13 protein-coding genes are annotated in these 12,752 nt (G+C 51.1%); 7 read left to right on the top strand and 6 right to left on the bottom strand.

The window, feature by feature from the left end:
• Positions 1-49: 49 nt before the first annotated feature.
• From AB8S08_RS02130 to rppH, 5 genes are read right to left on the bottom strand one after another with little or no spacing between them, the layout of a single operon-like run.
• Positions 50-901 (bottom strand): thymidylate synthase, encoded by an 852-nt coding sequence (locus tag AB8S08_RS02130; protein WP_369743297.1) that lies wholly within the window; start codon positions 899-901, stop codon positions 50-52.
• The gene (gene lgt, locus AB8S08_RS02125) at positions 898-1,734 is read right to left on the bottom strand and encodes a prolipoprotein diacylglyceryl transferase (RefSeq protein WP_369743295.1); all 837 of its coding nucleotides are present in this window, start codon (positions 1,732-1,734) and stop codon (positions 898-900) included. The genes AB8S08_RS02130 and lgt overlap by 4 nt, the downstream gene beginning before the upstream one ends.
• Before the next feature lie 3 nt (positions 1,735-1,737).
• Positions 1,738-2,529, bottom strand: a complete 792-nt coding sequence (locus AB8S08_RS02120; RefSeq protein WP_369743294.1) for a sulfite exporter TauE/SafE family protein — start codon at positions 2,527-2,529, stop codon at positions 1,738-1,740.
• 34 nt (positions 2,530-2,563) lie between these two features.
• Positions 2,564-4,837 carry a phosphoenolpyruvate--protein phosphotransferase gene (gene ptsP, locus AB8S08_RS02115; RefSeq protein WP_369744174.1) on the bottom strand — a complete coding sequence of 758 codons (2,274 nt, stop codon included), beginning with the start codon at positions 4,835-4,837 and terminating at the stop codon, positions 2,564-2,566.
• A 45-nt stretch (positions 4,838-4,882) separates the two neighbouring features.
• Positions 4,883-5,395: an RNA pyrophosphohydrolase gene (gene rppH, locus AB8S08_RS02110; RefSeq protein WP_110076682.1), complete on the bottom strand. Its 513-nt coding sequence runs from the start codon at positions 5,393-5,395 to the stop codon at positions 4,883-4,885.
• Between the two features lie 78 nt (positions 5,396-5,473).
• Between rppH and mutH the strand changes: the two genes are divergently transcribed.
• From mutH to arcA, 7 genes are all read left to right on the top strand, one after another.
• Entirely contained in the window at positions 5,474-6,148 is a 675-nt protein-coding gene (mutH, locus tag AB8S08_RS02105; RefSeq protein WP_369744173.1) for a DNA mismatch repair endonuclease MutH, read from the top strand.
• A 79-nt stretch (positions 6,149-6,227) separates the two neighbouring features.
• Complete coding sequence (locus AB8S08_RS02100; RefSeq protein WP_369743292.1) at positions 6,228-6,659, top strand: ATP-dependent zinc protease; 432 nt, start codon at positions 6,228-6,230, stop codon at positions 6,657-6,659.
• Entirely contained in the window at positions 6,656-7,561 is a 906-nt protein-coding gene (gene rimK, locus AB8S08_RS02095; protein ID WP_110076685.1) for a 30S ribosomal protein S6--L-glutamate ligase, read from the top strand. The genes AB8S08_RS02100 and rimK overlap by 4 nt, the downstream gene beginning before the upstream one ends.
• Positions 7,562-7,594: 33 nt before the next feature.
• Entirely contained in the window at positions 7,595-8,617 is a 1,023-nt protein-coding gene (locus AB8S08_RS02090) for a succinylglutamate desuccinylase/aspartoacylase family protein (RefSeq protein WP_110076686.1), read from the top strand.
• Between the two features lie 17 nt (positions 8,618-8,634).
• Complete coding sequence (locus AB8S08_RS02085; RefSeq protein WP_369743290.1) at positions 8,635-9,771, top strand: methyltransferase; 1,137 nt, start codon at positions 8,635-8,637, stop codon at positions 9,769-9,771.
• Positions 9,772-9,784: 13 nt separating this feature from the next.
• The gene (locus tag AB8S08_RS02080; RefSeq protein WP_369743288.1) at positions 9,785-11,431 is read left to right on the top strand and encodes an ATP-binding protein; all 1,647 of its coding nucleotides are present in this window, start codon (positions 9,785-9,787) and stop codon (positions 11,429-11,431) included.
• 155 nt (positions 11,432-11,586) lie between these two features.
• Entirely contained in the window at positions 11,587-12,345 is a 759-nt protein-coding gene (arcA, locus tag AB8S08_RS02075; protein ID WP_110076689.1) for a two-component system response regulator ArcA, read from the top strand.
• On the opposite strand, the gene AB8S08_RS02070 is transcribed toward arcA, so the two are convergent.
• On the bottom strand, positions 12,322-12,663 hold the full coding sequence (locus AB8S08_RS02070; RefSeq protein ID WP_369743286.1) for an Hpt domain-containing protein: 342 nt from the start codon (positions 12,661-12,663) through the stop codon (positions 12,322-12,324). The two genes, arcA and AB8S08_RS02070, sit on opposite strands and share 24 nt — an antisense overlap.
• Positions 12,664-12,752: the final 89 nt, after the last annotated feature.

Here is a 12,752-nt window from a genome sequence, read left to right as displayed (position 1 = left end):
GTGTTAGCTATTAGCTATTAGCTATTAGCCAAGACCGACGTTGCCGGCCTTAGACGCTGAACGGATACTTGATGGGCGGATGACATTGATAGCCTTCAACGGCGAAATCATCCAGCGTGACCCAGGTTTCCAGATCGTCGAGGCTTTTGATATCCGGGTTAATGCGCAGTTGCGGCGAGGCAAAAGGTTCGCGCTTGAGCTGCACATCGCGCATCAGTTGCAACTGGTCTTCGTAGATGTGTGCGTTTACAATTTTATGGTAAGCAATGCCCGGTTTATGACCGGTGATTTGCGCCATGAGCGCCAGCAACGTATACACCTGTACTTGGTTAAAGTTTAGCCCCAGTGGCACATCGCACGAGCGCTGATAGCTAGTGAGATACAAGGTGTCGCCTAACAGCGAAAAGTTGTGGGTGTGCATGCACGGGCGCAGGCAACCGTAATCAAATTCACCGGGGTTGTAAAAACTGATGATTTCGCCGCGATCATCTAAGCCCTTGCTGAGGTTGTCCACCACTTTGCGCAGTTGGTCCACCGTGCCCCCATCGGGCTTCGCCCACGCTCGGCCTTGTACCCCATACACTCGGCCCATATCGTCGGTACCGCGACGATGAGGGTTGTTAAGCCAGGCTTGGTTTTCATTCGCGTTGGCATCCCAAGTAGGTGCACCTAAGGCGCGAAAGTCAGCGGCACTGGAATACCCGCGCAAATAGCCAAGTAGTTCCGCAATTGCCGCTTTCCAATAGCTTTTGCGGGTGGTGACTAAAGGTAACTGATTCAAATCGACGCGGTAATCTAAATCCGCATTGATGACTGTCAGGCAGCGTTTGCCGGTACGCTCGTTGGTGACCCAGACGCCCTCATCGACAATACGTTGGCATAAATCGAGGTACTGTCTCATCGGTTTGCTCCTTTGCTCTTGCTAGCGCTGGTACCTGCACCCGCACGATAGGCATAGATCATTAAGCCGACGCCGGCCAGCACCATAGGTGCGCTTAGCCATTGTCCCATCGACCAACCAAAGGCGAGGTAACCCAGATGTTCATCGGGTTGGCGAGCATATTCCACGACGAAGCGGGCTAACCCGTACCCCACTAAAAAGAGGCCACCAATGGCACCGGTAGGACGTGGTTTGCGGCTGAACAACGCCAACACCACAAACAGCAACAGGCCTTCGAGAGCGGCTTGGTACAACTGCGACGGATGCCGTGGTAAGTCACCGGCCCCGCGAAATACCATGGCCCAAGGCACATCACTGACGCGCCCCCAGAGCTCGCCATTAATAAAGTTACCGATGCGCCCTGCCCCCAACCCTACGGGCACCAGCGGCGCAACAAAGTCACCAATAGCTAACAGGCTCTGCTGACTGCGTTTAGCGAAAATCCACAAGACGGTAATCACCCCCAGCAAGCCGCCATGAAAAGACATGCCACCACTGGTGATATCAAATAAATATAGGGGATTATCAATAAAGTAGGCCCACTGATAGAAAATCACATAGCCAACTCGGCCACCGATAATCACGCCCATGAAGCCCCAGAACAGTAAATCGCTGAAACGCTGTTCGGTCCAACCTTGGGCGGCATAATGAGACATTTTACATTGGCGATTGCCCCACCACCAAGCAAACAAAAAGCCCACTAAGTACATCAGCCCGTACCAACGTAAATCTAAAGGCCCAACACTAACAATGATGGGGTCGATGTAAGGGTGGTGCAAAACTTCGGATGACATGAATTATCCTATAACTAATTTTAACGAGATAATAACTAAGAAAATGGCGAACCCACGCTGCAGGTGTTTGACCGGCAGCTTTTGGGTTAAATGGGCGCCCAGCGGGGCGCACAGCATCGAGGTAATCGATATTGCCAGCCACGCCTGCACATGCACATAACCTAACAAGCCATGGGCATTGTCTAGCTGTTGCCCCAAAATAATAAACGCTAGTGCGGCACTCACGCCGATGCTCAAACTACCCACCGATGATACAGCGATGGCTTGTCGAATAGGCACTCGTAAACGTTGTAACAGCGGCACAGTAAGCGAGCCACCGCCGATACCAACCAGCGCCGATAAGGTGCCCATGGCCGCGGCAATCACCGCCATCAAACGCTTAGATACGTCAGTAAGAGGCTCTCCGCCACGCTGTGGAATCAGCATGCGGATGGAAAGCAGCATCAGCACCACCGCAAATATACGTTGCAGCCATTCGGGTTTCAGCAAGGTGGCTAACCAAGCTCCGATCACCGCGCCTACCATCAACCCCGGAATTAAGCGCCGTACCCAAAACCAGCTGACTTGGCCATGCTTGAGATGCGAGCGGGCTGAACTGGAGGTGGTCATGACGATGGTGGCGAGCGAGGTTGCCACCGCCATTTGCACCACTAAATCAGGGGCAACGCCGAGTAACGGCAGCAAATAAATCAGTAACGGAACTATCACCAGGCCGCCGCCAATACCCAGCATGCCGGCTAATAAGCCTGCCACCATGCCTCCGGCTAAACACCATAACCAGCCTGATAGTAACACTCCTGCTCCTTAGTTTTTAACTTGAACTTGCGCGTTATGCGCCAGCGCGAACAAAGCCGCCTAAGCCTGCATTTTCTAGGGCTAAGATAACCCGTTGCCGCACCTGTTGGGGGCTGCGAGCAGCCAGCACTTGGCGCAACAACTCGGGCAAATCGGCCGCAGCTATGTGCCTTATTATCCAGCGAATGCGATCTATGTTGTAGCTATTCATGCTTAAATTGCGATAGCCCATGGCTAATAGCAAGATGGCGCCACCTGGCTCGCCCGCAAATTCACCACACACAGATAGCGGTTTATTCAGCTCTTGGCAGCGTAGAGCAATTTGCTGCAGCGCATGCAGTACCGCCGGATGATAGGTATCGTATAAATCTGCTACCCGCGAATTATTGCGATCCACCGCCAGCATGTACTGCGTTAAATCATTGGTGCCGACCGAGAAAAAGTCCACTTTGTCAGCCACTAAATGCAACTGATAAATCATCGCTGGCACTTCTATCATCACCCCAATTTGCGGCTGATAGAGTTGTTCGTCCACACTGCATTCTAGCTCTTCTGCCACTTCGTGGTAAGCCTGATGAATCATTCGCACGGCTTCATCGACTTCGTCGGCGCTGGTGATCATCGGCAATAAAATACGTAAGTTGTTGCGCCCTACGGAAGCTCTCAGCATGGCCCTGATTTGTACCAAGAAAATATCTGGATGGTCTAAGGTCATACGGATGCCGCGCCAGCCCAAGAAGGGATTCTCTTCGCTCATAGGCAAATAAGGCAGGGGTTTGTCGCCGCCCACATCAAGGGTGCGCATCACTACCGGGGCACCACGAAATTGTTCGAGTACCTGTCCGTACAAAGCCACTTGTTCATGTTCTGTGGGCAGACGCTCTTGCATCATAAAAGGAATTTCAGTGCGGTACAGGCCCACCCCGTGCACGTTCAGCTCACTGAGCCAATCCCGCTCGGTGTTCAGGCCCACATTCAGTTGCAATTGTACCCGTACGCCATCGGTGGTTTCAGCAGGCAAATGGCGCCCTTGCATCACTTTTTGCCGCAACGCCAGCTCTTCGTCGGCCAGCAATTGGTATTCGTGTTCCACTTGCAAAGGCGGATTAACAAACACATCGCCGTTGTAGCCATCCACGATCAGGGTTTGCCCGCCTAGCTCACTGATGTCTAAATCGGCTAAGCCTAAGACTGCTGGGATGCCCATGCTACGCGCCATGATGGCGGCATGGGAGTTACCGGAGCCGCGTACCCCAACCATGGCAATAATGTCGCTATGGGGGAGCTCGGCCAGCATGGTGGCAGTAACATCATCGGCCACCAAGATGCATTTGGCTGGGGTTTCAAGATGGCGGCGACTGCGATCTTGCAGGTGCGACAAAATACGCTGACCCAGATCACGAACATCACTGGCCCGTTCACGAATGTAGTCGTCATCGAGGTTTTCAAATTGTTCTACGAGCTGCTCTACGACTTTTTTTAGTGCCGTTTGCGCACGCCAACCTTCGTTAATGGTTTGCTCAACTTCTTGTCCCAGCGAGGCCGAATCAAGCATGGCGTGATAGACCTCAAAAATCGCCAAAGATTCTTCCGCCACTTGATGCTTCATGCGTTCGCTGAGTTCGTTGAGCTCTTGCCGGGTACGGGCTACGGCCGAGCGAAAGCGCCGTACTTCGTGCTCCGGCATATCGGTACGCTTGGGCGTGACTTCACTTAAACGAGCCAGCGGCGTCACCACATAGGCTTCACCAATGGCTACCCCGGGCGCGGCCGGATGGCCTTTAAAGGTTTCTAGCCAGGGCGATTGTTTAAACTGATGTAACAAACCCTTGGCTTCAGCATGGGCAATAACCGCCGCTAGCTGAGCCGCTAAGGTCACCACAAAGGCTTCTTCATCGCTAGTAAAGGCGCGCGCTTCATGTTGTTGCACCACCACCACGCCTAACACCCGACGCCGATGAATGACGGGCGCAGCCAGCATGGCTTTGTACTGTGATTCAATCACTTCTGGGATGTGAATAAAAGCTGGATGGCTGCTCGCATCGGCAAAGTTGAGTGGTTCTTCGCGCCGGGCAGCCAAGCTGATCACACCTTCGCCAAAGGCAATTTTAATGGGGGTTTCGGAGCGGATTTCGAGCCCATCTGTGGCCGCCATCACGAACATTTGTTGGTCGTGATCAGCCACATAGACAGTACAAGAATCCGTATCCAGCGCCGCTTTAATTTGGCGCACCATGGTACGTAGCGCCAGTTCAAAGTCTGGCGCTTGATTCACAGCTTCAACAATACGTTGTAAATCACGCAACATGGTTGGCATAAGCGGCCTTCGTACTTGTTTCGGAGCAGTCGACGCCTACCGACGGCGGCGTGCTGGCCGAGGTTTCTTGGCTGACGGGGCCAAGGCAAAAGGGGCAAATTCTTTCATCACGCGGCGGTAAACATCGCGCTTAAAAGACACCACTTGTCGCACTGGGTACCAATAACTCACCCACCGCCAACCATCAAATTCTGGATGCGACGATTGCATCACATCAACATCTTTATCCTGACATTTTAACCGCAGTAAAAACCATTTCTGCTTTTGCCCAATACAGGTTGGCCGCTGCTCTTTACGAACCAATCGTTTAGGTAAACGATAACGGAACCAATGGCGACTGGTGTAGACAATCTCTACTTGTTCGGGTTTTAATCCGACTTCTTCCCAGAGTTCACGGTACATAGCTTGTTCAGCATTTTCGCCGTCATCTATTCCACCTTGCGGAAACTGCCAACTATGTTGGCCCAACCGCCGTGCCCAAAACACCTGACCGTGCTCATTACAGATGATGATTCCCACGTTGGCGCGAAATCCTTCAGCGTCTATCACGCGAGCGCCCTCATAAATTCGACTTATGGAATAGATTTTTCCATAATCAAGCTAATATTAAAAGAAATAAGGTACCGCATACGCGCCATGGCAACAACAATGGATTTAAAACAACTCTTCGAAAAGGCCAGCGCCTTGGCCGGATATAGCTTTGCCGAAGTGGCTGCAGCGCATGGTTTGACGGTGCCGGCCGACTTACGCCGTAACAAGGGTTGGGTCGGACAATTATTAGAGGCGGCCTTAGGTGCAAGCGCCGGTTCACAGGCGTTACAAGACTTTCCGGAGCTAGGCGTGGAGCTTAAAACCATTCCGCTTAATGCTGCCGGTAAGCCACTCGAGACCACCTTTGTGTGCACCACACCGCTAACTCAGGTGACCGGATTAACTTGGGCCGACAGTAATGTGCGCAATAAATTACAATGCGTGCTGTGGATTCCGATTGATGGCCGGCGCGAGGTCCCGCTCGCGCAACGCTGCATTGGTACAGCTTTTTTGTGGCAGCCTACTGCTGCAGAAGAACACTTGTTGCAACAAGATTGGCAGGAACACATGGACCGCATTGCCCTAGGCCAAGTGGAAAGTATCACGGCACACCAAGGGCAAGTGCTGCAGTTACGACCGAAAGCCGCCAATAGCCGGGTGTTGACGGATGCGATTGGCCCCGAGGGCGAACTCATTCAGACGTTACCGCGGGGCTTTTATTTAAAAACCCAATTTACCGAACAGATCATTCAACGCATTTTTGCACGGTAATTCTGTGCGTTATTAGCAAACAATTGAGCAAACAATGATAAACTGCTGAGTATATGCAGCAGCAGAGAAGGAAATTTTCATGGATACACTCGGTTGGCGAGAGTGGGGAGCACTGCCGGAGCTGGGCATTAGTGCCATAAAAATGAAAGTAGACACAGGCGCTCGGACGTCTTGTTTACATGCGTTTAGGTTAGAACCTTTTAACAAGCAAGGTGAAGAATGGCTGCGAATTTGGTTGCACCCCGAGCAGCACAGCGATCGTGAATTGGTTTGCGAAGCCAAGATTCATGACCAACGCGAAGTCACAGATTCTGGTGGTCATACCGAGATGCGCTATGTTATTTTAACGCGCCTGCACGTGGGCAACTTCGATGCCCCGGTAGAATTAACCCTAACCAATCGCGACACCATGAAGTTTAGAATGCTATTAGGCCGCCAAGCCATGCGCGGCCATTTTGTTGTCGACCCTGATAAATCTTATTTACTTGGCCAGCCTGGAGCCACCGCATGAGAATTGCCATACTATCGCGTAACGCCAAATTATATTCAACGCGCCGCCTCATTGAAGCCGCCGAACTGCGCGGCCACACTGTGGATGTGCTCGACCCCTTGCGCTGTTATATGAACATCAACGCACGCGAGTCGTCAATTCACATGAAAGGTAAGGATTTACCGACCTACGATGCGGTGATTCCTCGTATCGGGGCCTCGATTACTTTCTTTGGTACGGCGGTACTGCGTCAGTTTGAAATGATTGGCACGTACCCGCTCAACGAAAGTGTGGCGATTTCTCGTAGCCGCGACAAACTGCGCTCGTTACAGCTGTTAAGCCGCAAAGGCATTGGCTTGCCAACCACCGGCTTTGCTAGTCAGCCGCAAGATATTCCTGATTTAATTGACATGGTGGGTGGCGCCCCGCTGGTGATTAAATTACTGGAAGGCACCCAAGGTATTGGCGTGGTGTTAGCAGAAACTCGACAAGCGGCAGAGAGCGTAATTGAAGCCTTTATGGGCTTGGAATCGCACATTATGGTGCAAGAGTACATCAAAGAAGCAGGCGGAGCGGATATTCGCTGCTTTGTGATTGGCGATAAAGTGATTGCCGCTATGAAACGCCAGGCCAAAGCCGGTGAATTTCGTTCTAACTTACACCGAGGCGGTACCGCCAGCTTAGTTAAATTAACTCCTGCTGAACGTGCTACTGCGGTTAAAGCAGCTAAAACCATGGGCTTAAATGTTGCAGGGGTGGATATTTTACGCTCTAACCATGGTCCGTTGGTGATGGAAGTGAACTCGTCGCCTGGACTGGAAGGGATTGAAGCTGCGACTGGCAAAGATGTTGCTGACCAAATAATTTCGTTTATAGAAAAAAACGCAGCCGTCAATAAAACTCGTACCAAGGGGCGCGGCTAAGTCCGCTCCCGCCTTTTGACTTAGGGTTTCTGCATGAAACAACGCTCGTTTGAATTAGCTGGCAAAAAAATAGCTCCAGGCTCGCGCCATAGCGTCAAAATCCCAGCCGCGCGGCTCTACAACGATACCCCGATGGATTTGCATGCTGAGGTGTTTCATGGCGTTAAGCCGGGCCCTTGTTTGTTGGTCTGTGCCGCCATTCATGGCGATGAGCTGAATGGCATTGAAGTATGCCGACGCTTGATGGGCATTTTAGATGCTAAAGAATTAGCCGGCACCGTGATTATTGTGCCGGTGGTGAATGTATTTGGTTTTATTCAGCAATCGCGCTACTTGCCCGATAGACGCGACTTGAATCGCTGTTTTCCGGGCTCTGAGCGGGGTGCTTTAGGTAGCCGCTTAGCCTTCTTGTTTAATGAAATGTTAGTGCAAAACGCTACCCATATTATTGATTTGCATACCGGTGCCATTCACCGCAGCAACTTGCCGCAAATTCGCGTCGATACCGATAACGCTGAAGCGTTAGATATGGCGGAGGCTTTTGGTACGCCGGTGATCTTGCACTCAAAAGAACGCGATGGTTCGCTACGCTCACTGGCCACCGAACTTGGTATTCCGCTGATTTTATACGAAGCCGGCGAGGCTCTACGCTTTGACTATGCAGCCATAAAAGCCGGGGTAACCGGCGTGCAGAACGTGATGAAGTCGTTGAAGATGCTTAAAGGCCGGCGTAGTCGGAAAAAAGTACGACCCGTGGTAGCCCATCGCAGTGGCTGGGTGCGCAACGAATACGATGGGTTGGTGATCCCCAAAATTGAATTGGGCCAAACCATTACCAAGGGCCAAGTGATTGCGCAAACCGTAAACCCTCACGGCGAAGAGCTGCATGCGATTAAAAGCCCCTATCATGGCATCGTGATTGGTATTAGTAACATCCCGGTGGCTAATGAAGGCGAGGCGCTGTTTAATGTGGCGCAATTTGATAGTGAAGTGATTGAGCATGCCAGCGAAAACGTTGATGTTTTTGCTGAAGCCTATGCGCAGAAGCCCATTTAACCGCGAGTAAGAAACTTATGCAGGCATTGCAGCCACCCTCACAACTTGTTCTGCGCCAACAGCAGCAGTTTACTCAGCAACCCTTGTTGCTAGTTAACGCTCCTGATGCCAGTGTGGCAAGCGAACTTAACGTAGCGGGAGTATGGCATTTACATGCAGGTTATGCAGCGCAGTGGCAGGCCCAGCAACCGCACGTGGCTCAGCATTTTGGCGCGCAACCACCGTCGTTGACGGACGTGCCAGCTGCCGCAGCTGCGTTGGTTTGGTTACCTAAAGAAAAGGTCCTGACGCTGTTTCTGCTCGATGCGCTGCGAGCTTTGTTCCCAGTCGGCACTGATATTTGGTTGGTTGGTGAAAATCGTGGTGGTATCAAAAGCATTCATAAGAACTTACCAGCGTCAGTTACAGCCGCGCATAAGGTCGCTAATGGAAATCACTCGCTGTTGCTGCACTGTCAAATCAGCGAGCCACTCGCCCAGTTTGAGCTAGCTGATTATCTTGTTTACACGACTTATCAGGGCGCTACTGAGCAAGCGCCGTTAACTTTAGCTAGTTTACCTGGGGTGTTTGCGTTTCCGAGCATTGATGAAGGTAGCGCTATGCTGCTACAGCATTTGCCCCGCATCAGTCACGGCCGGGTGCTGGACTTTGCCTGTGGTCATGGCGTACTGGGGGCGGTGCTGCAACAAGCACAACCGCAGTTAGAGGTGAGCTATTTGGATGTCAGTGCAATGGCCTTGGCCGCCTGTGCTGAAACCCTTCGTAGCAACCAGCTGAAGGGCCATTTGATTGCTGCTGATAGCTTAATGGCAGCGAGCAAAGAGCCCAGCTTTAAACATGGCTTTAACTATGTGGTAAGCCATCCGCCTTTTCACACGGGCACAGCCACGGATTACAGCATTGGCCAGCAGTTTTTACAGCAGGTTAATCAGCATTTGTGTCAAGGCGGCGAGTTATGGGTGGTGGCAAACCGCTTCTTACCTTGGCCAGAGCTGATAGAGCAAGCTTTTGGCCATTGTGAACGGGTTGCCCAAGATAATAAGTTTGCCGTCTACAAGGCGATTAAATCCGTGCGCCGCGCCAGCCCCAGCAAGCCCAAACCAGCACCAGCAGCAAGCCGTCAGCGCAAGCCACGCCAGCGGCAGTGGCAATAGCGGTTAGTTTATTATGGTCAATTATCAGATCGGCTCCATCAAACGCAGCGTCACGCAACTGGTGATTCTGATTACCACCTTGTTGGTGACAGCTGCTAGTGCCACCCTAAGTTTGATGTATATTCGTGATATTGACCAAAGCCTTCGCCAAGACACGCGTAATCTGGTGGCTTATGTGGAGCGTAATGTTACCCCGGCGCTGGTTTTTGCGCAGCCGGAACAAGCCGATACTTGGCTAACCAGCCTCACCTATCTGCCTTTGGTGCAGCATGTACATGTCTATAAATTTGAGCCTATCAGCGAAAGCCTGACGTTTTTTGCGAGCTTTTACGCCGAGCAAAGCAGTCCGATCCCGGTGCGTTATGACCGCGCCCAAGAGCTGTCACAGCCGGTACGCAGCGAGCGTTATTATGAGTTTGCCAAACCTATCCTGCTCGATGGCAAGTTGCTCGGTTACGTCTATTTACGCAGTTCGCGTAGTGAGCTAGACCATGCCATAGCGCTGAGCACCGGGCTTACTCTAGCGGCTATCTCAGCGGGCTTTGCCCTGAGCTGGACCTTAAGCCTGTGGTTGCGTCGACGTATTACTCAGCCCTTGGATAGCATGGTAGCTGATATCAACGCCATTGCCCGTAATCGCGACTACAGCTCTAAGTTAGCCGAAGTGCAGTTGGCAGAATTAGACCAAGTGAGCCACGCTTTTAACTCGCTGTTAGAGCGCATTCAGCAGCATATCGAAAAACAAGATATTGCCGAGCAGCGCGCTAGCGAACTCAATAAAGAACTTGAGCGCCAGGTTGAGGTACGCACGCAACAGCTGCGCGCGGCTAACCAAGATCTAACCGACGTGGTAGATGAGTTGCATCAGTATCAGCATGAGATTGTCGAGGCACGCAAGATGCAATCGCTCGGCCGCCTGATTTCAGGGATCTCCCACGAGATGAACACACCGGTGGGTTTGGCGGTGACGTCCAGTTCTATTTTGCAAGACAAGCTGGAGGCCCTTGCAGCTAAGTTCAACGAGAAAAAACTGACAAGCGACGACATGCAGCGCTTTTTAACCTCGTTTACGGAAAACTTAGAATTGGTAACTCGCAATCTTGGTCGTACCGCTGATATTGTCAATGCCTTCCAGCAGTTAGGGCTAGAGCAGTACAGTGATTCAGAGCGGGCAATTACCCTAGGTAGCTTTAGCCAAGATATTTTGCAGCAGCTGCATAGCCGTTATCCAGAATTAGACCGCGTGCATATCGTCATTGATGTGTCTGCGCAGCTTACCGTGCGTTGTTTGGCTGGCCCGCTGGCCTCGGTGATTTCACAGCTGTTCCAAAATTCTGCACAGCATGCTTTTCATACCGTTGAAAACCCACACATTCATCTCCATTTCAGTTTTGTACCGGATAACAGCAGCAGCAACCATAGTGGCCGGTTACTGATCCACTATCGTGATAATGGCGAGGGAATTCCTGAGTCTATTAGTGGTCATATCTTTGAGCCGTTTGTAACTAGTAAACGTGGTCAAGGTGCGACCGGCTTAGGCATGCATTTGGTGTATAACCTGGTGCATCAGGTTTTAAAAGGGACCATAGAAATCGACCCGATTGCCAATCACGGTGCGGCTTTTAGAATTTCCATACCGGTAGAGTTAGTGGCTAATTAAACACATTTGGCTAGCGCCGATTAGGCCCGATGAAAATTTCGATTGGCATTATCGAACAGCTGTACGAAAAAAATTGGGCGATATGTTAATTTACATGCTACACTATTTTCCTATTACCAAATTTCAACACATGTTAACAGAATTCCTGGACCGACATTATGAGCGCAAGACTACTGATTGTTGAAGACGAAGTTGTCACCCGAAACACTCTTACCCGCTTGTTCCAACAAGAGGGCTACGATGTATTTGATGCTGCCGACGGCATGCAAATGCAGCGTATTATGGCGCGTCAGGCAATCGATTTGGTGATCATGGACGTGAACCTACCAGGCAAGAGCGGTATCGAGCTTGCTGAAAAGTTACGTGAAAACGATAACATCGGGTTAGTGTTCTTAACTGGCCGTGATGCTGAAGAAGATCGTCTGCTTGCGTTAGAGCTGGGTGCTGATGACTACCTCATCAAGCCATACAACCCTAAAGAATTGATTATTCGCGTACGCAACTTGTACCGTCGTATTGAAGCCTTGAAAAGCCAACAGAAAGCCGTTGGTCACGACAGTATTGTGTACGACTTTAATGGCTGGCGCCTTGAAAGCGATAGCCGCTGCTTGTTCTCACCGGATGGTAAAATGTTCCGGTTACCGAAGAGCGAGTACCGCGCGATGGAATTATTCCTGACCAACCCAGGTAAAATTTTAGACCGCGAAACCTTAGTTAAGAAGATGCTTGATCGTGAATTACGTCCGAATGACCGCACCGTTGATGTTGCCATTCGTCGTATTCGTCGTCACTTTGAAAGTGATACGACCTCGCCAAACTTAATCACCACCATTCATGGTGAGGGTTACCGTTTTGTCGGCGACGTCAATATCAAACATTTAGAACAACCGTCACTCAATTCCCCGAGCCTTTAACCAGTGACGTAGTTGATGTTGGTGCAGTGGTAATTCCAAAACCCACTGTGCCAACATGTCATCCACTTGATCCCAGTGCCACTCTTCGCGTTCCAGCCATTCCATGTTTGCCGCCAATTGGCGTAAACCAAGCGTACGACACGCGCCTTTAACTTTGTGCGCCTGCGAGCGGGTTTGCTCTTCATCACGAGCTTTGATCAGCCGGGTGAGGTAATCGACATAACCGCCAATATTGCTGGCAAAGGCTTCGTACATTTCTTGCACGCCTTCGTTGCCAAGTAGTTCGTGATACTGCGTGAGTAATTTTTCGTCTAACATCTTGTCCGCTTCCTTGTGCTATGGGATGGGATTTTCGATATCCCCAATCGATAAAGTTTAACCTAAAAAATGAACCAAGTATGGCAAAC

It is taken from the genome of Pseudidiomarina sp. PP-1MA (genome assembly GCF_041200125.1).
GTDB classification, from domain to species: domain Bacteria; phylum Pseudomonadota; class Gammaproteobacteria; order Enterobacterales; family Alteromonadaceae; genus Pseudidiomarina; species Pseudidiomarina fusca.
The sequence above is the reverse complement of the archived record's forward strand: the minus strand, read 5'-3'. Positions and strand labels throughout refer to the sequence as shown.

Excerpts from the sequence above, each read along its gene's own strand:
- lgt (WP_369743295.1), bottom strand. The coding sequence starts at position 1,734 with ATGTCATCCGAAGTTTTGCACCACCCTTACATCGACCCCATCATTGTT.
- ptsP (WP_369744174.1), bottom strand. The coding sequence starts at position 4,837 with ATGTTGCGTGATTTACAACGTATTGTTGAAGCTGTGAATCAAGCGCCA.
- rimK (WP_110076685.1), top strand. The coding sequence starts at position 6,656 with ATGAGAATTGCCATACTATCGCGTAACGCCAAATTATATTCAACGCGC.
- AB8S08_RS02070 (WP_369743286.1), bottom strand. The coding sequence starts at position 12,663 with ATGTTAGACGAAAAATTACTCACGCAGTATCACGAACTACTTGGCAAC.
- AB8S08_RS02130 (WP_369743297.1), bottom strand. The coding sequence starts at position 901 with ATGAGACAGTACCTCGATTTATGCCAACGTATTGTCGATGAGGGCGTC.
- AB8S08_RS02090 (WP_110076686.1), top strand. The coding sequence starts at position 7,595 with ATGAAACAACGCTCGTTTGAATTAGCTGGCAAAAAAATAGCTCCAGGC.
- AB8S08_RS02100 (WP_369743292.1), top strand. The coding sequence starts at position 6,228 with ATGGATACACTCGGTTGGCGAGAGTGGGGAGCACTGCCGGAGCTGGGC.
- AB8S08_RS02085 (WP_369743290.1), top strand. The coding sequence starts at position 8,635 with ATGCAGGCATTGCAGCCACCCTCACAACTTGTTCTGCGCCAACAGCAG.
- AB8S08_RS02080 (WP_369743288.1), top strand. The coding sequence starts at position 9,785 with ATGGTCAATTATCAGATCGGCTCCATCAAACGCAGCGTCACGCAACTG.